The organism is Patiriisocius sp. Uisw_017, assembly GCF_047731265.1.
Taxonomy (GTDB): domain Bacteria; phylum Bacteroidota; class Bacteroidia; order Flavobacteriales; family Flavobacteriaceae; genus Patiriisocius.
In genome coordinates, this window is record NZ_CP159835.1 from 2,734,197 (window position 1) to 2,753,952 (window position 19,756).

14 protein-coding genes and 1 pseudogene are annotated in these 19,756 nt (G+C 36.1%); 8 read left to right on the forward strand and 7 right to left on the reverse strand.

Annotated elements, in window-relative coordinates; translation table 11 throughout:
• Window positions 1–6: 6 nt before the first annotated feature.
• Together ABXT67_RS12390 and ABXT67_RS12395 are read right to left on the reverse strand one after the other, a co-directional pair.
• Window positions 7–456, reverse strand: coding sequence for a MarR family winged helix-turn-helix transcriptional regulator (locus tag ABXT67_RS12390; RefSeq protein ID WP_415374360.1), 450 nt, complete (start codon window positions 454–456; stop codon window positions 7–9).
• A 466-nt stretch (window positions 457–922) separates the two neighbouring features.
• Window positions 923–2,722: a glycoside hydrolase family 15 protein gene (locus ABXT67_RS12395; protein WP_415374361.1), complete on the reverse strand. Its 1,800-nt coding sequence runs from the start codon at window positions 2,720–2,722 to the stop codon at window positions 923–925.
• Window positions 2,723–2,804: 82 nt separating this feature from the next.
• On the opposite strand from ABXT67_RS12395, the gene ABXT67_RS12400 reads away from it, so the two are divergent.
• Window positions 2,805–5,003 (forward strand): bifunctional alpha,alpha-trehalose-phosphate synthase (UDP-forming)/trehalose-phosphatase, encoded by a 2,199-nt coding sequence (locus tag ABXT67_RS12400; RefSeq protein WP_415374362.1) that lies wholly within the window; start codon window positions 2,805–2,807, stop codon window positions 5,001–5,003.
• 975 nt (window positions 5,004–5,978) lie between these two features.
• Complete coding sequence (locus ABXT67_RS12405; protein ID WP_415374363.1) at window positions 5,979–6,956, forward strand: YitT family protein; 978 nt, start codon at window positions 5,979–5,981, stop codon at window positions 6,954–6,956.
• Window positions 6,957–7,865: 909 nt separating this feature from the next.
• On the opposite strand, the pseudogene ABXT67_RS12410 reads toward ABXT67_RS12405, so the two are convergent.
• Window positions 7,866–9,027: pseudogene (locus ABXT67_RS12410) on the reverse strand (IS3 family transposase).
• Window positions 9,028–9,108: 81 nt separating this feature from the next.
• Here ABXT67_RS12410 and ABXT67_RS12415 point away from each other — a divergent pair.
• Window positions 9,109–9,234, forward strand: a complete 126-nt coding sequence (locus ABXT67_RS12415) for a hypothetical protein (protein ID WP_415374364.1) — start codon at window positions 9,109–9,111, stop codon at window positions 9,232–9,234.
• A 333-nt stretch (window positions 9,235–9,567) separates the two neighbouring features.
• On the opposite strand, the gene ABXT67_RS12420 is transcribed toward ABXT67_RS12415, so the two are convergent.
• Together ABXT67_RS12420 and ABXT67_RS12425 are read right to left on the reverse strand one after the other, a co-directional pair.
• Complete coding sequence (locus ABXT67_RS12420) at window positions 9,568–11,616, reverse strand: lectin-like domain-containing protein (RefSeq protein ID WP_415374365.1); 2,049 nt, start codon at window positions 11,614–11,616, stop codon at window positions 9,568–9,570.
• A 128-nt stretch (window positions 11,617–11,744) separates the two neighbouring features.
• On the reverse strand, window positions 11,745–12,566 hold the full coding sequence (locus ABXT67_RS12425; RefSeq protein WP_415374366.1) for a carboxypeptidase-like regulatory domain-containing protein: 822 nt from the start codon (window positions 12,564–12,566) through the stop codon (window positions 11,745–11,747).
• Window positions 12,567–12,933: 367 nt separating this feature from the next.
• Between ABXT67_RS12425 and ABXT67_RS12430 the strand changes: the two genes are divergently transcribed.
• Window positions 12,934–13,728 carry a head GIN domain-containing protein gene (locus ABXT67_RS12430; RefSeq protein WP_415374367.1) on the forward strand — a complete coding sequence of 265 codons (795 nt, stop codon included), beginning with the start codon at window positions 12,934–12,936 and terminating at the stop codon, window positions 13,726–13,728.
• Window positions 13,729–13,859: 131 nt separating this feature from the next.
• Here ABXT67_RS12430 and ABXT67_RS12435 read toward each other — a convergent pair whose 3' ends face one another.
• Window positions 13,860–14,063: a hypothetical protein gene (locus tag ABXT67_RS12435; RefSeq protein ID WP_415374368.1), complete on the reverse strand. Its 204-nt coding sequence runs from the start codon at window positions 14,061–14,063 to the stop codon at window positions 13,860–13,862.
• On the opposite strand from ABXT67_RS12435, the gene ABXT67_RS12440 reads away from it, so the two are divergent.
• Together ABXT67_RS12440 and ABXT67_RS12445 are read left to right on the forward strand one after the other, a co-directional pair.
• Entirely contained in the window at window positions 14,053–14,283 is a 231-nt protein-coding gene (locus tag ABXT67_RS12440) for an adenylate/guanylate cyclase domain-containing protein (protein ID WP_415374369.1), read from the forward strand. The two genes, ABXT67_RS12435 and ABXT67_RS12440, sit on opposite strands and share 11 nt — an antisense overlap.
• Window positions 14,274–14,591: an adenylate/guanylate cyclase domain-containing protein gene (locus ABXT67_RS12445; RefSeq protein WP_415374370.1), complete on the forward strand. Its 318-nt coding sequence runs from the start codon at window positions 14,274–14,276 to the stop codon at window positions 14,589–14,591. The genes ABXT67_RS12440 and ABXT67_RS12445 overlap by 10 nt, the downstream gene beginning before the upstream one ends.
• 51 nt (window positions 14,592–14,642) lie before the next feature.
• Here the strand turns inward: ABXT67_RS12445 and ABXT67_RS12450 are convergent, their stop codons facing one another.
• Window positions 14,643–17,081, reverse strand: coding sequence for a DUF5916 domain-containing protein (locus ABXT67_RS12450; RefSeq protein WP_415374371.1), 2,439 nt, complete (start codon window positions 17,079–17,081; stop codon window positions 14,643–14,645).
• A 271-nt stretch (window positions 17,082–17,352) separates the two neighbouring features.
• Here ABXT67_RS12450 and ABXT67_RS12455 point away from each other — a divergent pair, with 271 nt between their 5' ends.
• A complete protein-coding gene (locus tag ABXT67_RS12455; protein ID WP_415374372.1) occupies window positions 17,353–18,747 on the forward strand; it encodes a sensor histidine kinase in 1,395 nt (464 codons plus the stop codon).
• Window positions 18,747–19,445, forward strand: a complete 699-nt coding sequence (locus ABXT67_RS12460; RefSeq protein WP_415374373.1) for a response regulator transcription factor — start codon at window positions 18,747–18,749, stop codon at window positions 19,443–19,445. The genes ABXT67_RS12455 and ABXT67_RS12460 overlap by 1 nt, the downstream gene beginning before the upstream one ends.
• Window positions 19,446–19,756 lie beyond the last annotated feature (311 nt).

Genomic DNA, 19,756 nt, shown 5'->3' on the forward strand with positions numbered 1-19,756 from the left:
AAACGTTTAACTCCTTACTTCGCTTGTATATATTTTCTTGCTATTGATGAGATCCATCATCGTTGTAGCTACTTTTTTAAAGATTCTAACTTCTTCTTCTGAAATGTTCTCATTCACAGCTTCGTCAAACTGAAAGACGACCTTTTTTGAGAAGTTGCGCATTTCTTTTCCAAATTGCGTTAGATGGATCAAGATTCCGCGTCCATCTTCTGGGTTGGGTTTGCGCTCTATTAAACCCTGCTCTTCCATCTTCTTTAAGGTACGTGAAAGTGACGTAGCTTCCATACCCATTTTAGGTCCCAAGGCGGTAGAAGGGGTTCCTTCTTCCGGATCTATGCTAATGAGTGCAAATCCTGTTGCCATCGTGCTTCCTTTGCGCCCTGCCTCTTCGTTGTACATTTTTTGTACAGCCATCCAGGTGGAACGAAGGATATAATCTATAGTCTTTTCTTTCATACTTCAGCTCCGCTCAATATGTGATTGGAGGTTTTATTTCGCTTCGCTTCTGCAAACCCTAAGTATTAGTTTTAAAATATTGGCCGCGAGCTTAACGGAGTTAAGGCTGAAGCCAAAGATACAGTAATTTACTATGCGTGCATAGTAAATTTAAAAATAAAGTATGTGTATTTCAAAGTAGGAGCTAAGAAACGGTTGCTAATCTTCAGCAAAACGTGCAAACCCGTAAACTTTAATGCTTGGGTGTTTTAAAAAATGATGGGCTAATTTCTTTTAAGCATTCGAATTTCATCGGTTGTTGAGACTATGGATGGCAAGTAAGATTTATTTTTTTGATCCCCATAGGTGTCTGGATTAAAGCCTAGTGGGCGCTGCCGAGCCTTCATAAAGCTATTTCGGTAGGCGAGGGCCCCAAGCTGGTTTAATTAAATCCTTTTAGTTGCAACCACCAAACAGGGAATAACGTTTATCTCATACTGTGTTTTACCTCTTCTTTTTTAGTAACCTGAGATAAATTAATGGCTGTTTCTATTAATGCTAAATGCGAATAGGCCTGCGGGAAATTACCCAACAGCCGTTTTGTCTCAAAATCAATATCCTCACTAAAAAGACCTAAATGATTGCTATAAGATAATAGTTTATCAAACTGTTCCTTTGCCTTTTGTTCTTCGCCGATTTTATATAAACTATTTATAAACCAAAACGTACAAATTGTAAATGAAGAGGATGGTAATCCAAAATCATCCTGATTTTTATACCGATATAATAAGCCATCATTGCATAATTCGCGTTCTATCGCTTTTACGGTACTCACATATTTTGGGTGTTTGGCATCTATAAACCCGTAAGATTCCATTAATAATACAGAGGCATCCAAATCTTCAGAATGATAGGCTTGTGTAAAAGCTTGTACCTTATCATTCCAAGCATTGTCCATTATATTTTTTCTAATGACTTCTTCTAATAATTGCCAACGCGCAATTTTTGCTTCTTTCCCTAATAATTTGGCAACCTTCAGGGCTTTGTCTACTGCGGTCCAACATAATACTTTAGAGAAGGTAAAATGTTGGTCATCCCCTCTAAATTCCCAGATCCCTTTATCGGGCTCTTGCCAATGCTTGCCCACCACCCAAACAATACCTTTGGTCATGGTCCATAATTCTTCACCATCATCTATATCGTTGCTAAAATTGACTAAAAGTTGATGAATTACATCCATTAATATTCCGTAGATATCATTTTGCTTTTGTTCATAAGCGGCATTTCCTACTCGCACAGGGCTTGAATTTTTATAACCAGCAAGATGATCCAGCGTTTCTTCTGTCAATTTTTTCTCACCGCTAATACCGTACATTATTTGAAGCTTTTCATCTTTATCAGGCATCAAATTGATGATAAACTTTAAGTAGCGTTTTGCGATGTTTTTGTGTCCTAACTGAGACATTACTTTGATTACCATGGAGGCATCACGAATCCAACAAAATCTATAATCCCAGTTACGCACTTCTCCAATGGTTTCAGGTAAAGAGGTTGTGGCAGCCGCTAAGACAGCTCCTGTTTTGTCATAACTTAACAATTTTAGGGTCATAGCACTGCGGCCAATTTGTTCGTTATAGTTATTGTAGGTAGGGGTGCGCTCCATCCAATTGAGCCAATACACTTTAGTACGTTCAAATTCTAAAAGCGCAAATTTTAAATTAGGGATAAAGAGTTTTTCATTGTACCCAACTAAAAAATAATGATCTGAGCTCAATACAATTGGAGTCCCGTCTTTAACTTTATTCTTATCTAAATCTGTATATAAGAATAAGGTGTCATAGGCATATTCATCGTTAAGGCTTACAATAAAATTTGTTTTAACGTAATTGGAGGTGACCCCTTTTGCGTATTCAAGTTTTGGATCATAATCTACGCTGATTTCGGGTTTCCCTGATAGGTATTTGATATACCGTATAAATTCTGGAGGCGAATGATAGTTCCCATTCAATTTATGATACCGTGGCATAAAATCGATGACTTCAAAAGCATCCAACCCATTGCTAAATTTTGTTACAAGAACGGCGGTGTTGCTAATGTAACTTTGAGTGATGGTATAACTTTTAGCTACGATAAAACCAAAACCACCCCCTTTTTCCGTATCGAGAAGTTTTGCAAAAACAGATGGGGAGTCAAATTTTGGCAAACAACACCAATCAATGGAGCCTTGTTTTGATACTAAGGCAGCGCTTCTGCAATTTCCTATTATTCCATAATTTAAATTTTCCATGAATATTCAGTTTATTATGCCGATAAAACTTCAATTTTTTTTTAAATTAACGAAATTCTAAATCCACAAGCAAGATTTTCCTATGAATAAAACAATAATTGTCTCCAATCGTTTACCCTTACAAATTTCAATACAAGATAATCAATTAGAAGTGACGCCGAGTGTTGGCGGCTTGGCCACCGGAATGAAATCGGTACATGCCGAAGGAAACGGCTTATGGGTGGGGTGGTCTGGTATTACTGATGAAGACTTAAATGAAACGATGGCAGCGCAAGTAGATTTAAAAATAAAACAAGCAAAATGCAGTGCCGTTAGACTCAACGAAGCAGATGTAGCTGATTTTTATTTAGGCTTTAGTAACCGAACTTTATGGCCCTTATTTCATTATTTTACGGAGTATACTGAATTTAAAGACAAACATTGGGAAGCCTACAAAAGGGTGAATCAAAAATTTGCCGATGCCGTATTAGATACCATTGAGGACGGCGATACCGTTTGGGTGCATGATTATCAGCTTCTATTACTTCCTGCTTTAATAAAAGAGAAAAAACCAGAGGTAACCATTGGTTTCTTTTTACACATTCCATTTCCGTCCTATGAAATCTTTAGAACCTTCCCGTGGCGTGAAGAGGTACTCGCGGGAATGCTAGGCTCAGATTTATTAGGGTTTCATACCTATGACTACGAGCGTCATTTTTTAAGTTCGGTGAAACGGATCTTGCGATTGGACGTTAATTTTAATGAAATATCCTATTACGATCGTATTGTTAAAGTAGATTCATTTCCTATGGGGATTGATTACGATAAATTTTATAATTCAGCACTCGATCATAATAATGCCGACACTGAAAAATCTGATTTACAAAAACGACTCGATACGCATATAGAAGAAGGAGATGATAAAAAGTTTATTCTTACTATAGATCGCCTGGATTATACCAAGGGCATTCCCAATAGGTTGAGAGCGTATGAGCATTTTTTAACGACCTATCCAGAATATCAAGAAAAAGTACGGCTGGTAATGTTAGCCGTGCCCTCAAGGTCTGAAGTGCCCCAATACCGAAAATTAAAACGAGAAACAGATGAGTTGGTGGGAAGAATTAACGGAGCATTTTCGACCGTTAGCTGGACGCCCATTTGGTATTTTTATAGATCACTTCCTTTTGAAAATCTCATTGATTTATATACCTCTTCAGACGTGGCACTTATCACTCCTGTTCGAGATGGGATGAATTTGGTTGCCAAAGAATATGTGGCTACCAGAACCCGCCAAGATGGTGTTTTGATATTGAGTGAAATGGCTGGGGCCTCTAAAGAAATGAATGAAGCCTTATTGATCAACCCCAACAGTTTTGAGGATTTTGCTACGGCTTTAGATCGTGCCTTAACCATGCCACTTGAAGAACAGCAAAGCAGAATGAAAATTTTGCAGAAACGATTAAAGCGCTATACGGTAGAAAAATGGGCAGAAGAGTTCCTTAAATCCTTGGAGGCGACCAACCAGATGAAGGAAATTTTTGTTTCTAAAAAACTAAGAACTAATGATATTGATGGCATTGTTTCTCAATATAAAAAGGCAAAAAAACGCCTCGTACTTTTAGATTATGATGGCACTCTCGTAGGATTTAAAAACAATCCTCAAGACGCAAAACCAGATGCTGCACTTCTTAAAATTCTTGATGCCTTAGAAGGTCAAGAGATTACTTCGTTAAACCTCATAAGTGGCAGGGACAGAGGTACATTTGAAAAATGGTTTGCTAAAAAACCCTATAATTTGATTACAGATCACGGTGTTTGGGAGCGCGAAAAACAACAATGGAACGCCTTAGAAATTGTTAAAACAGAATGGATGGCAAATATTAAACCCATCTTAGAAAGTTTTGTCGATAGAACGCCAGGAACCTTTATTGAAACGAAAGAATACTCCCTCGCTTGGCATTATAGAACCGCAGATCCTGAACTGGCACAAATACGAACGATTGAATTGAATACCGTTTTAACGAGTATGGTTTCCAATAATAATTTATCTATTTTAAAAGGAAATAAAGTCATAGAAATAAAGAGTAGTAACGTTAATAAAGGAAGGGCTGCAAATCATTTATTTGTAAAAAACGACTTTGATTTTATTTTAATAATTGGTGATGATTGGACAGACGAAGATATGTTTGAGGCTGCTCCAGATACAGCCATTACTATAAAAGTGGGCCACTCAAAGACCATCGCAAAATATAAAATAAAAGCTCCAGAACAAGTCAGAGCCTTGTTAGCGAAACTGGTTTAATCTCTTTAAGCCGTAGCTGCGCATTTACTATTCTTATTTTTACTGCAACTGCGTGGTTTTCTCGTACGCTACCCCCTATGGAACACCTATAAATAAAAAAGTAAAACCGTGGCAAAATAAGGAACCCCGTAAAATTTAAAGCTTGGGTGTTTCTGCTTTGTAAAAGCTATGGATTACCCGTGATATTTGTATTTTCCCATAAACGGTTGTAAACCCCTGTTTTTAGCGGGTAATTTTTTATTAGTTTTAATAGGCACCCGCGACTAATTCCCTTTGAGTTGAATGCATACAATAACATCAAAATAAAGAAGCTACTTAATGGAACTGACACGTTGAACCTAAAATTTGATTCTGGTACTACGGGACTTGTATTAACCCACAAAGCCATAAAAGAAAAAACCGATCTAAATTTTAGGAATAAAACAGTTTATCTTAAAAAAACAACTTATTTGAAGTGCCTTATATTGATGAATTTTGAGAAACAACGTTCTACAATAAATCATGTAATTAATTAATTGTTTATCATCTACTTGTGAAAATTCTTACAGACGTTATATTCGGTTTTTATTTACTCAACTAGGTGCTTAATCACGCAACTAATCATACAGGAAAAGTTACAATCAATAGTTCCGAATTGAATCCTGAATATTTAATGCAGAGCTGTTTTATGAGGAATCAGTTTGGAGTCGTGGAGGCGTTAAACGCTGGATTTAGTATGCACGAAAAAATTTTGTGGAATAAAACAAATCAGCCCTTCTCCTGCCGCTTGTATTCCGGAAAACGCAGTCTGAATACTCACCTGGTTGCTTCGGGAAAGATGGTAGTAAAGTATATAATTTGTTGCGATGTTTTGTCGATTTTAAATTTCAGCACTTTTAAAAAAGGATTTGTAAAACGGAATGAAAACCAATATTTTCTGGCAATAAATCAGATATAAACCATTACCTTAAACCGAAAAAAAAACATAAAAGGAAGATGAACCCATTTTTAGCAAATATTATAACTTGGACAACTCTTAGGTTCAGGGATAAAGGAAAATATGCAAAAGGAACCTCTTCTGAATATAAACTCGCAAAAGAATACAAGCAGTCTGTTATTTCCCTGAAACGTAATTTTAAGAATTTAATACTTATAATAACAGGGATTTTTTCTGCTTCCTTTGGTTTTAAGGGTTTTCTGCTAACAAACGATTTTATTGATGGGGGAGCTACAGGGATTTCATTACTCTTAGCGGCAATCACAGAAATCCCTCTTTACATTCTTATAATTGGTGTCAACCTTCCCTTTATATTTCTTGGATATAAAATTATGGGGAAACGCTTTGCGATAAAGACAGCCCTCGCAATTATTGGACTTGCCCTTTGTGTTGCAATCGTTCCCTTTCCAAACGTTACAGACGATGATTTACTTGTCGCAATTTTTGGCGGCTTTTTTCTCGGAGCCGGAATAGGACTTTCGATTAGAGGCGGTGCGGTAATTGACGGAACTGAAATTCTTGCAATTTTCTTGAGCCGAAAATTTTCCACAACAATCGGCGACATTATAATCCTGATTAATATTATTATCTTTTCTTTCGCAGCGTATTTACTTTCTATTGAAATTGCCTTGTATTCAATGATAACCTATATCGCTGCTTCTAAAACATTGGATTTCATAATTGAGGGTATCGAAGAATATATCGGCGTAACAATCATTTCTTCACAGAGTACCCGTATAAGAGAAATGATCATTGATAAATTGGGACGTGGTGTGACCATTTATAAAGGTCAAGGCGGTTATGCCAAAAATGGTGTTTCAAAAGAAATGGATATTATCTACACGGTCATTACACGGTTAGAGTTAAACAAATTAAATACAGAAATCGAAAAAATTGAGCCAGATGCTTTTATTGTAATGAACAGCATAAAGGATATAAAAGGAGGTATGATAAAAAAAAGACCTCTAAAACATTAATGGGAGAAACACTAGCAGGTAACGACAGCCATCCGTAATGTGCGAATATATACTCAACCAAAATACCGAACTAAAAGCGGTTGATAAAAACAGCCTAATTAAGGGCGTGTAAAAGGTGCTATAACGAAAGTAACCGTCGCATAACCTAAAAATTCATCTCCAATAAAACCATAATAAGCCGCTTTAAAAGCGGCTTATTATTTTTTAACTACGCATTGTAATTGATGGTTTGGTAGCGCTACAAAACCGCTGTTTGAGATAGGCAGCTCCAAAGACAGCCAACAAAACGCCCTGTCTTTTGCTTTTGATATAGCGTTTTGCCTTGGCTGCCCTCAAGAATCTTTCTTGAATAAAAATGAAAAATCTTTGGCAAAATGAGGAAACCCGTAAAATTTATAGCTCGGGTGTTTCTATTTTTACAAAAGAATTGGGATTTCCTTATTTATTGAGGCTATAAAGTACCTCTCTAGTTTTTTTATATTTCCCACAAAAACAAATATAAACCCCTGTTTTTAAGAGGGTGTTTTTAATTATTTTATGGGATACTGACGACAATTTTTTTTTGATATCCTGAGCAGGTTTTGGGATCTTGATGATAAATTGCTTTGTATAACGAGTTAACTGCAAGCTAAAAAAAGCCAGCCGTATAAATAGCACATTTGATTTTTGCAGACACACAAGCCAAAACTTAAAAAACCAATAGAGCTGTTTTTTTTTGCCAACGCTTAACAAACCATTAGCCGAAAAACATGTACTTTGTGTAATCATAAAAAACAAAAAAATCAACTATTGAATGACCGAAAATATTAACCATAATACTGAACAAATAGCTCATGATTAAATAGATGAAATGCTACAAGAAGTTGGATGGTTAGTTTGGACTTACTAGTAATTTTGTGACTAATTTTCTTAGGCCGCTTTGTTGATTATTCTGTTTAGTTTTATTTCCATTTCTAAAGGGTTTAAATAGCCTAAAGAGGAGTGTAATATATTGGTATTGTGCCAATCTATATATTCTTTAATAGATTTATATAATTGTGTATTAGAGGTGAATTTGAACCTGAACAGCCATTCGTGCTTAATGGTTTTAAAAAAGCTTTCAGCCACAGCGTTATCCCAACAATTCCCTTTTCTACTCATAGATTGTGTTATTTTGTTATTGAAAGAAAAAAGATCTGTGATTTTATTAGAAGCATATTGTACACCTTTATCTGAATGAAAAATAAAACCATCCTTAATTTGCCTTTTGTTTCTAGCCAGATACCAAGCTTTAATAATGGTGTTTTGAGCTGTCATATCTTCGCTTAAAGTCCAACTTACTACTTTTCTATCTGCTAGATCTATCATGGTTGTTAGATAGTTCCAGTTGTCATTAATTCTAATGTACGTAATATCAGAAATCGATTTCTCTCCTATCTGGAAACTGTCAAAGTCTCTGTTTAAGACGTTTTTTGCTATTGAAAAAACATGTTTTTAATTTGTCGTTACTAAAAATTTTCGTTTTAAAACACTCTTTAATCCCATTTACTTCATAAGTAATCCTATGTAAGACCAACAATATTTAAGACCTTCTCGTTCTAGTTTTTTTTGAATGCGATGGCTTCCATATATTTCTTTACTATCTCCTTAAAAAAATTGAATCCTTCTTTTTAGATGACTTTTTGCAGTCTCAATAACTATTGAATCTTTATTTTTAAGCCATTTATAATAAGCATTTTACTAACTCTCATACACTTACACATCTTTTCAACACTATAGATATCTTTGTTTCTTAAAATAAACTGATACATTATAGGTCGCTCTTGGAAAAGATGCTTACTGCCTTTTTTAAGATGTCACGTTCAATGGTTACATTTCTTAATTCTTTTCTTAAGGCTTTTAATTCTTGTGATTCTACAGAAAGCACTTTCTTTTTAGAAAAATCCCCAGATCTTGCTGCAAACTTCCATTTCCAACGATTAATCATACCTAAGTTTAAACCATATTCTTCTCCAAGCTCTTTTGGTTTGCTTCCAGATTTCAATAGTTCTACTATCATCACCTTAAACTCGTTATCATGTTTTTTTGCCATAATCTAAATGTATAAATATTTATGGACTCTAAAAAAACGGCACAATAAAGGTAGACACTCCACACACCAAAAAAAAGTCCAATGCGCCAAGAAAATTTGAATGAATTCATAGAGTTATATAATGGAAAAAACATTAACAAACGAAAAGAAACTTGGAGTGAGGAAAATGAGATGGCAGATGGAGAAAATACAGTTATGATGAAATAATAGCAAGAGACAAAACGAGTTTAGATATTTTTTGGCTAAAAGACAAAAGTTTAACTGATTTAGACAATCTACCAGACCCAGACATTTTAGCAAATAAAATTATTGAAAACATAGAATCTGGATTGGCTAGTTTTCGTGAAATTATGGAAACTATAAACGGAGAATCGGAATAAGCCAATGCTCAAAGCCATACAGAATGGTGTCATAAAATCATATAAAGGATTCCTTTCTTAAGCGTTAGAGGTTGCAATGAACAAAGAACTAGATAAATTACTATAGCCAGCACGAGTAGCAACTAATGACAAAGTAGTAATAGGTTCGCTGTTAAAAATATTAGCGTTTCAACGTAAAGTGAGATTTAAAGATTTTGGGCAGGCCCTCTCTGCTCGTATATTCTAGTGTAAACCAATAGTCGTTGGAAGGCATTAGTGATCTGTTATACCTACCATCCCAACCCGTTCCACTAGGCCGGATAGACCCCAGAATTTTACCGTAGCGGTCATAAATAACAATCCTTGCTTCGGGTTGATCCTCTAAGCAGTCAATATTCCAAACGTCATTGATTCCGTCTCCATTGGGCGTAAAAAAATTAGGAAAATGTAAGGTACGAATGTTCTCAACCGCAGTGGTGCTGCAGCCCGAAGTTTCGCGAGCTCTTAATACATAATCTCGGCAACCTCTAAGACCACCAAACACATTTTGTGCTACCCAAATGCTATTGTCTACTTGGTACTCATAGGAACCCGTCCCGCCCGTAACTGTAATAACGGCCGTTTGATCAAAGTCAAAAGGATCTAAAATAAGTTCCACGTCCATCACAAGCTCGCTTATAGGGATGATTGTGATTTGTAGGGTCGCATTATCACTAGCACATTGGTTTGGGTTTGGATCAAAGGAATAGAGTGTGGTTTCCATATTATTTAATGCAGGCGACCAAGTCCCTGTAATTCCCTCATTAGAGGTGGTGGGTAAGTCATCGATCATACCGCCTATACAAGCAGCAGGCCTGTCGTCAAAAGTGGGGATGATAGGATCTTTTATAAGAATTAGGAGCGTGGAGGTAGTCGTACATCCTTGTCCAGGATTTGGTGTGAAGGTATACAGTGTGGATACCATATTATTTATAATGGGTACCCAGGTGCCAGTGATACCATTGTTTGAGGTAGTCGGTAAGGGCGGTAAAAATTCGCCAGGACACACGGGATTAACGCCACTAAAAGCAGGGAATACTGTAGGAGTAACGATAATTATCAAGGTAGTCTCGGGCACACATTGTCCTGCGGAAGGCGTAAAAGTATAGTTTGTGGTCGTCGTATTGTCTAATGCCGGTGTCCAGAACCCTATAATCCCATCGTTTGAGGTGGTGGGCAAGGCATTTAATGGGTCTCCTTCGCATATTGGTGGTACCGGATCAAAAACAGGTTCTGTGTTACTAATAGGGAGTACGGTAACCGTTATTTCTTCAGAGATCGTTTGTCCACAAATATCACTTATGGTAACCGTATAGGTGGTCGTAACTGTAGGCGATAGGAATGGAGTAGGGCTGGTGGGATCACTTACTCCGGCCGTTGGGATCCAGCTGTAGGAAATTCCGCTGGGAATAGTTGCAATTACTTGTACTCCTTGCGTTTCACAAATAACCTCATCTTCTATTTGCAGATTGTCTACAAAAGAGATCCTATTAAAACACACCTTATGTAAATTAGACAGGCCTCCAGTGGAACCCACAAAGCCAAAAAAAACGGAGTCATCCCCTGCAAAAATGGTGTTTTTTATATTTTGATTTAAGGTGAGGCGCAGCAGGCAATCAAAAAACACACTCAAGGTGTTGGTGGTTGCATTCCATTCGATTCTAACTTCGTGTGCATTGCCATCTTCTATGTTTAAACTAGTTGAACTTGCTTGCACTGGTCCTGATAAATTAGCGCTTCCATTGGTGTGATCTGCATTTCCATCTCGCATGATAGCGATATGATCCCAAGTAGGATCGCCAAAGTCTGTATTAAGATAGGTGTCAAATTCAATAATCAAGGATGGCGCTATCCCTTCGTAGCCAAGACCTCCACCAGACCCGCCTATAACAGGAGTAGGATTTCCTTTAAAGACCAATGCCATCCCGTCTGCTCCATTGAGATCTTTGAAACCAAAGTTATTTTGGTAGTAAATTGAAAAATCTAAATCGAAATCGATAGGGTTGTTATACCAAACGCCCCCACTTTGAGCCTGCTCATCTGGAGTGATAATATAGCAATTGTTGCCTTGATCAATAGCATCACCGATGACGCTAGCGTTGAGCTGTGCCTGAGCACTAAGACTGCTACATAAAACAAAGATGAATATGAGGTACGACTTTAATTCCACTTTTTTTGGTAATACAGGCATTAAGACCTCACTTTTTTGCAGCTTACTTTTAAAAGGTTGCATGCCAGTCTTTACATAAGCCTTTATTGCCAGGCACTGTGGAACAAGAGCATAGGCAAACACGATACGGTTTTAGATCTTTTCTGCGTTCATATTTTTTTTAACTGGGGCCCACTTTGAGTATTTAAAAATGATTTACTTTTTTTATTAAGCAATTCTAAAAATTCTAATTGACGCCCATAGTTTAAAAGGTCAAGATCAAAGGTATCGTCTTCAACATATCTAATGAATTCTTCTACGCGATACGTGGGAATATCAAAATTATCGGCTATAAAGGTGGAACCAAAATAGTATTTAATAGCGGTTGCTGGAACTTCTGGAATTCCGGCAGCCTTTTTATTTTTTACTTCAGATCTAAACAGTGGGATTAATAATTGATCTACGATGTTTACCACGTTTAAACCATTGATAAGTGTTCTGTCTTGTGTGGGGATGGCGATGTTATCAATTGGAGTTCCGCTGGCATCAAAAACCCCAAACGTATCGTTATTTTTGATTCCAAAATAAATGGCATCCTGTTTTTGGTTGAATGTTTTTACGATTTTAACGTCGTTTTTAATGTTACCGGTAAGTTCGTTGGTTTTGATTATAACTTCTTCTAATTCATTAATTTCTTCAATTAGAAAAATGCTTATTGTTTTTGATTCTAAAATAGCTTCATTAATCGCAATATCAAAGTTTTGATATTCTAAAGCTCTAATTTCTAGCAGGTCATTCAAGGCTACTGCAATTGTAAATCCCCCATTTTTATTAGAAACGGTACCTTTTGTTGAGGAAGAATTATAAATAGTAATACCTTCAATATCGTTGCCTTCGACAAGTATTATTCCGGTAACATTTTCACGTTTAATTTCTTGAGAAATAGCAAGAAAACTGATAAAAAATACAAATAATGGGACTAGTTTCTTCATAGATTTTTATTATAATATAAAAATAAATGTTTCGGGTTTAATTTCAATGCAAATGACTGTAACCTTTTGTTAAAAAAAGGATTGCTTAAATTTATGATGTATAATTTTGAGGTGAAATGTGCCTAAAGATGACACGGCTATGCTTTATTCTTCGCAGTGGTTATCCAAAAAAAAAATCTCTTCTTGAATAGTTACTTTAATTCACAAAACCGTTAGATTGGTTAACAATCTATTTTGTGAACTCATTGAGTACATGTCTTTTTAAAACTACCGAAATTCAATATATTCAAGAAAAAACACGGTAGCGTGTAACAATTTAAAAAAAATGATATCCTTATAACAACTATAATCACTAAAATTTAAAAAGATGTTTAAAAAACAAATAGACTTTCAGTTAAAAAAGATGACAAAAACAAGAAGTTTAGCAATTTTTCCAGTATTCGCATTGTTCCTTTTTTCAAATCATTCTGCGGCTCAATTAAAAGTAATTGATGTTGCGTCTTTTGACAAGGTTATTGTTAGCCCGCATATACAAGTTATTTTCAGAGAAGGCGCGAAAGAATCTGTTACTATTGAGTCTATTAAAGTACCTATTGAAAAACTAAATGTAAGTGTTAAAAACAATACGCTAAGTGTTTATTTAGAGGGAGCAAAAATAACGACAGGGACTAAGGAAGAATATGTAAACCACACGAAACACCGAACCTCTATTTATGAGGGCACTATAGTAAGAACAATCATAACATACAAAACAATAAACTCCTTAGACTTAAGAGGGGAAGAAAGGTTTGTATTTGAAAGTATGTTAGACACTAAAAACCTGCGTCTACATATTTATGGCGAATCTCACGTGTTTTTGCATAAGGTTGCTATTCAAAACTTAAAAGCTTCCATATACGGTGAGAGTTATTTGGAAATTATGGAAGGTACTGTTGAAAAACAAAAATTTACAGCCTACGGAGAAACTAAGATCAATACCTTGAATATAGAAAATACGGAAACCAGACTCACCGCTTACGGAGATGGAACTTTCAACTTTAATGTTTCAAAAAGGCTTAAAATAACGTCGTATGGCGAGGCTACAATAAATTATTCCGGTAGTCCAGACCTAAATAAAGGGATTGTGATAGGGGAAAGTAAAATCACAAAGGTTAATAAATAGGAACCCATAGATGAATTAAATAATCATGGTGCTTGCAGGATTACTTTTTATAGAATGCCAAACCCCGAAGAAAACAGAATCCTCCCCTTAAACAATTAGAAAACTTAATTGATCAATATGCAGAAGAAGCATTACAGAGCGGCAGCATCAACCCAATTACTGTAGTCGTTTATAAAGACGGTACTATGTGCCAAAATTATTATGGGAAAATAGATAGAAATTCTCAAAACCTGCCTATCTGAAAATTTATTACTGAATATTCTGCCTTCAGAAATAGCCGAAGAACTCAAAGCAAAGGGAAGCGCAGATGCCAGAGATTTTGATATGGTATCCATTCTATTTACAGACTTTAAAAGGTTTACTCAAGCATCAGAAAAGCTATCTGCAAAAGAACTTATTGAAGAGCTCAATGTTTGCTTTAAGACTTTTGATTACATCTGTGAAAGGCACGGCATAGAAAAGATAAAGACCATTGGCGACGCCTATATGGCAGCAGTGGGGGGTGCCAATACCATCAAAGATTCTATAAATAAAACACGGTGTTGGTGGCATTAGAGATGCAAACTTTTATTTCTAATCGCATTATTGAAAAAGATAAACTAAATGAAATGTCATTTAAGATGCGCTTAGGGATTCACACAGGCCACGTAATGGCTGGGATCGTTGGCATAAAGAAGGTTAAATATGATATTTGGGGAGATACAGTAAACACAGCATCGCGGATGGAAAGTAATGGTGAAATTGGCAAAGTCAATATCTCTGAAGGCACTCTTGCCTTGCTAAAAGACGATCCAGAATTCACCTTCGAGTCCAGAGGAAAAATTGAAGCCAAAGCAAAGGCGAAATGGAGATGTATTTTGTGAAGGTCAATTGGAATAAGAAATAAATGCCGTAAAAATGCTAAAAAGCAAACATCAAAGCGTTTTTCTAAAGGTATTAACATCGAAAAAATAAGTCATCTTTAAAGATACTGTCTGGTTATTATCTGCCTTCACCACACCGCTTAGATTATCAAAATAACTTGAGCGAACATTGGTGTTAAACGCATTGGCGCCTAGTTTGTATCCTAGGCTTATTTCGCTGGCAGGAGCAAATTGCCACCGCGCTACAAAATCAATATTAAACTGGTTAAAATTATCATCAAACTCGCTTAGGTTTAGGGCGACATCATTTGCTCTTAAATCTCCATTTTCTTGCAAGGTAAATTGATCTTTATAAGCTACTTGGATCCAGTAATGACGCAGTCGTACATTCATATTTATTTTGGCATTCACGCTGTAATTTAATTGGAGTGTATTCACGAGTTGATTGATATCCCGCTGTCCAAAGAGTATGGCGTCCTCTGTGGTAATTAAAAAACCCACATTGTCTTTTTGGTTTTCTATAGCTTGGGAGAAATATAAAAAGAGATGCTGTTCAGGGCGCGCTCTAATGCCATACCCTGTAATAAATATACTGTCAAAAGTAGGTGAGGAGAGATAGTTTATTAAGATCAGATATCCAGCGAGGGAGAGGTTTTTATTGCGGTTGGTTTGGTATTCTAAGAACGTTTCGGTGTAGGTGGGTATATTGAATGGTCGATCTTGTTGCCTAGCTTCATAAAAGTTTTTACCAGGTTCTACGTAGGTTAATTCTGTAAAATAGGAATGGTTGTTTTTCTTGAAATTTCCGTTGGTTCCTAATTTATAATAGGCGAGTTCTTTTTCGAAAAGCGAGTAATAATACCTGCGTTGTGTATCAAAAAAGTGACTGTAGCGTGCGAGCTTGCTGGTGGGATTATTTTCAGTAAAACGAAGGTCTGCTCTAAAGGAAATTTGATTGTTTCGGGTTAAGAATCCAAAATCGTTGGGATCATAAGTTTCGTCGCGCAATAATGTGGAAGCGCCACCCGTCCATTTACCGCTTACTTTTCCTAGATATCCAAAATACTCATGCCCAAATTCATTTTTTTCTTCGGAAGTTTTACTCAAATATTTTTGAGATACTGCCTTTTTAAACCGGAAAGAATAGGTCCTGTCTTTGTTATAGAATGTCCCTAAAAGCGCCGACAAATTAGCATCATAAGTATTCCCGTTTCTAAGCACACTGTTATTTATAAAGGTAACGGAAGAGTTGTTTTTTAATGCTTGGTCCAGGACCAATGCATTGTAATTGGTCAATGGGTTTGTTTCCGCTTTGCGCGTTTCTCCAGTTTCGGTATTTGTTATAACTGCTTCACTTTTAGCCGTTATACCATTAAGCAACCCTATGGAAAGGCCGCTGGAGGTTTTCCCTGTGAACTTGACTAAATTCAAAATATTGGAAGTGATAGGGTTGGTGGTAATTTCTTCATTTTCGGTAATTTCAATGTGATTTTTATTAATGGGCGTATCGCCAATTCTGCGGGTATACAGATAGCCGCCTTTGTCAAATATTTCGGTTCCCTCAATAAAAAACTGTCGGTTTTCATTAAACCGAATTTCAAAAGGGGAGAGGTTAAAAATTTGGTCGTCACTTAATGCTTGGCTAAAATCTGGAATGAGCGAAACATCTAGTGTATAGGCGTTATCATACACATATTTAAGGTCCAGGCCACCATTTAAAGATGTTTTATGCGCGCCAGCGGTATTCTTTTCTTGTACGATCGAAACAAAGGGGTTAAAGGAAAGATTGAGCGGTGGTTTGATCACGGGCAATCCAGAAAGCTTGCCAAATTGGTTTAAGAAGCCGTCCACTTCGGGTTTGATTGGATTCCAAAAAGATTCTTCGTTTATATTGTTTGAAATGCGTTGAAAATTGATGCGGAAATTACTGAGGTCTTCCTTTGGAAACCGAATACTATTAAATGGAATCTTCATTTCAATTACCCAACGATCTTCTAAAATTGAGATTTCACTTTCATACACCACATTAAAATTATTGTAGCTACCAATGGCACTTAACTTTGAATCGTTTTGCACCCCTGCAGCTGTTACCGAAAAGTCAAACCCTTCGCGTGCCTCGCCAAAAGGATCTATTTGCAATCCAAAAACATCTGCATTCCCAACATCATCTCTAGCGGTAAGTTGGTTGTTTATTTCGGCTTTGTTTTCCACAAAATACTCTGCAGCGATATAGAGGTAGCTTTGATCATAGAGGAGTGCAATTTTTGATTTTCGTTTTGAAGGAGTCCCGTTTTCGGGTCGCGTTTGTATGAAATTCCCGTCTTGTAGATGTGTTTGCCAATCTATTTCTGTAACAGTACCGTCTATTTTAATAGCTTCAGTAACTGGATGTATTTCGATTGTTTTTTGAGCCTTTGCTTCCGTAGAAAAAATGGATATGAATAATAGGATACAAGAGCTAACTCGCAGTGGTTGCATAGTTTGTTTCATTTTGATTTGTATTATAATCTGAAACAAAGATGGATTAGCGTTTGGTATGTTAAGGTTAAGCACTCGGTTAAGGTTGGGTTAAGGGTGTTTTGGATGTGTTGGTGGTTCCGTTAACAAAGGGACAAGAATTGCCTATTGGTAGGGTTTTCTAGCGATTTAAGGTTAATGATGGGTTAACGATAGGGAAATCTTATGCAAAAAGGAGCAGTGATGTGTACTTTTGAGGTATAGTTCTAAAACAAAGCTAACAACCAATTATAAAAAGATCCTGTTGAAAAATAAAACCACCCTATTAATAATAGTCGCTTGCTTTGCCATCCTGGGGCTCTCTGCAATCCAAGGGTATTTAATACGCAATGCCTACCAACTAGAAAAAGAGGTTTTTCTTGATGAGACAAATGAAGCAATGTCTGGTATTCACACAAAAAAAGAAATTGAAGATTTGTTTCAAGTATTGAATGAAGCATTGGAATATGATATTTCAGATTTAAAAAATGGTAGGATGACCAATGCTCAAATTCTTAAAAATTTGAGTACACTCTCAGATAGTTTAAATGTGTTACATCAAGAATACTATAAAGAGGAATTGCTTAAAATTGGCTTGGATTATGCTGTAAAATATAAGGCAAACATTACGAGCATTATTGTTTACGAAGGATCGAAAGTAGATACAATTTTACCAACTGTAGGGGTAAAGAAGTCTTTTCTGTTTGGGGAAAACTTTAACGAAGACACTGCGATTTCAATTAATACCTCACGTATTTTTGATGAAAACGATTACATTTTTGCTTCTGAAGATGCTATCGTTACTAGAACGTTTGACTACGAAGTGCGTTCTGAAAGGCTAATCCTTATTGAGGATTATAACAGTATTGTATTTGAGAGAATGTCTTTGCTGTTAATTGCTTCTTCCTTAATTTTCTTAATTGTTGTTGGCTTATTTTATTATTCGATAAAAAATTTAATCACCCAAAAGAAGAACAGCGATATCAAAACCGATTTCATCAACAATATTACACACGAATTAAAAACACCGCTTGCCACCTTGAGTATTGCAACAAAAAGTTTGAAGAACGATGCAATTAAAAATAATGAAACAGCCTTTGATAATACACTCAACATTGTAACACGACAAAGCGATCGATTACAGAAGTTAGTAGATCAAGTACTAAATAATAGCTTGTCATCAGAATCTATCGCACTCAACCGAGAACAGATAATAGATAACCAATACTTTAAGGAGCTTGTTGAAGACTTTAAGCTTTCGACGCAGCGAAAAGACTTGTTGATCGAAAATAAAGTGTATCCTGAAGAAGTTTTATTGCGCATTGATAGATTTCATTTTAATACTGCTTTGCTTAATATCTTAGAGAATGCCGTAAAATATGGAAAAGAGCATACCAAGATCACCCTAAAAACTGAATTGAGAAATGCACACTACCACATTGTGATTGAAGATAATGGGATTGGTATTTCAGAAAAAAACAAACAACACGTATTTGATAAGTTCTACAGAGTGAGCGATGGTAATGTTCATGATGTAAAAGGGTTGGGGCTTGGTTTGTATTATACGTACCAAATAATAAAAGCGCACAATGGCCGTATTTGGGTGGATAGCGAACTTAATAAAGGGACTACATTTAACATCAAAATACCGATAAACTAATGGAAAAGAAGCACATTTTATTAGCAGAAGATGATTTTGATTTTGGCAGTATTCTCAAACAATATTTAGAGATTCACGATTTTAAAGTGAGTTGGGCACACGATGGCGAAGCGGCACTGCGTCTTTTTAAACAAGAACCCATTGCATTTGATATTTGTGTGTTTGATGTAATGATGCCCAAACTAGACGGTTTTAAGCTAGCCGAAAAAGTAATCCAGTTACATCCAGAAATACCGTTTGTGTTTCTTACGGCAAAGAAGATGAAGGAAGATCGTATTAAAGGATTAAAACTAGGTGCAGACGATTATATAATCAAGCCTTTTGAAGCAGACATTCTAGTCTTGCGATTGCATAATATTTTAAAAAGAGTACAACGTGTTCAAGTTTCAGTAAAGAAAGCGACCAGTTATACCATTGGAAACTATCGGTTTGATCCTGTGAACCATCAATTGATATTAAAAGACGCTGTACAGCGTATTACAGATAAGGAAGCGCAGCTTATCCAGTACCTGTACATCGCCAAAAATGAGCTTGTTAAACGCGATGATTTGCTCATTAACGTGTGGGGAAATGACGATTTCTTCTCCGGTCGCAGTATGGATGTATTTATTTCCAGATTGCGAAAATACTTTAAAGATGATCCCAACATAGCTATAGAAAGCACACGTGGTGTAGGGCTAACTTTTAAAGTTAAATGACATTTTCTGAATGATTTGAAAATGTGAGTGAATATGTTTTTTTTGTGAGTTACGTTTTTTGAAATTACTGGAAACATCCCTCTAACACTGTTCAAAAGAGGGATTCTTACTCTTGCTTTGAAAGTTTTTTTAATACTTATTAGTATTAATGAGAAGTTTCTTTATTTTTTTTGTTTGCGGAAAGGAGCCAAACGTCCCCCTTAGAAAGGGGACTGATAGGAATGTTCAACGTATTTTAAATTCAAAATTCAAAATCAACACCAATTAATTAAAGTCGAACAAATTCATAGTTCCGTTGAAGTATGGATATT

What these genes read in the sequence shown, in the direction of transcription:
- ABXT67_RS12390 (WP_415374360.1), bottom strand. Translation starts at nt 456, where the DNA reads ATGAAAGAAAAGACTATAGATTATATCCTTCGTTCCACCTGGATGGCT.
- ABXT67_RS12395 (WP_415374361.1), bottom strand. Translation starts at nt 2,722, where the DNA reads ATGGAAAATTTAAATTATGGAATAATAGGAAATTGCAGAAGCGCTGCC.
- ABXT67_RS12400 (WP_415374362.1), top strand. Translation starts at nt 2,805, where the DNA reads ATGAATAAAACAATAATTGTCTCCAATCGTTTACCCTTACAAATTTCA.
- ABXT67_RS12405 (WP_415374363.1), top strand. Translation starts at nt 5,979, where the DNA reads ATGAACCCATTTTTAGCAAATATTATAACTTGGACAACTCTTAGGTTC.
- ABXT67_RS12415 (WP_415374364.1), top strand. Translation starts at nt 9,109, where the DNA reads ATGCGCCAAGAAAATTTGAATGAATTCATAGAGTTATATAATGGAAAA.
- ABXT67_RS12420 (WP_415374365.1), bottom strand. Translation starts at nt 11,616, where the DNA reads ATGCCTGTATTACCAAAAAAAGTGGAATTAAAGTCGTACCTCATATTC.
- ABXT67_RS12425 (WP_415374366.1), bottom strand. Translation starts at nt 12,566, where the DNA reads ATGAAGAAACTAGTCCCATTATTTGTATTTTTTATCAGTTTTCTTGCT.
- ABXT67_RS12430 (WP_415374367.1), top strand. Translation starts at nt 12,934, where the DNA reads ATGTTTAAAAAACAAATAGACTTTCAGTTAAAAAAGATGACAAAAACA.
- ABXT67_RS12440 (WP_415374369.1), top strand. Translation starts at nt 14,053, where the DNA reads ATGGTATCCATTCTATTTACAGACTTTAAAAGGTTTACTCAAGCATCA.
- ABXT67_RS12435 (WP_415374368.1), bottom strand. Translation starts at nt 14,063, where the DNA reads ATGGATACCATATCAAAATCTCTGGCATCTGCGCTTCCCTTTGCTTTG.
- ABXT67_RS12450 (WP_415374371.1), bottom strand. Translation starts at nt 17,081, where the DNA reads ATGAAACAAACTATGCAACCACTGCGAGTTAGCTCTTGTATCCTATTA.
- ABXT67_RS12460 (WP_415374373.1), top strand. Translation starts at nt 18,747, where the DNA reads ATGGAAAAGAAGCACATTTTATTAGCAGAAGATGATTTTGATTTTGGC.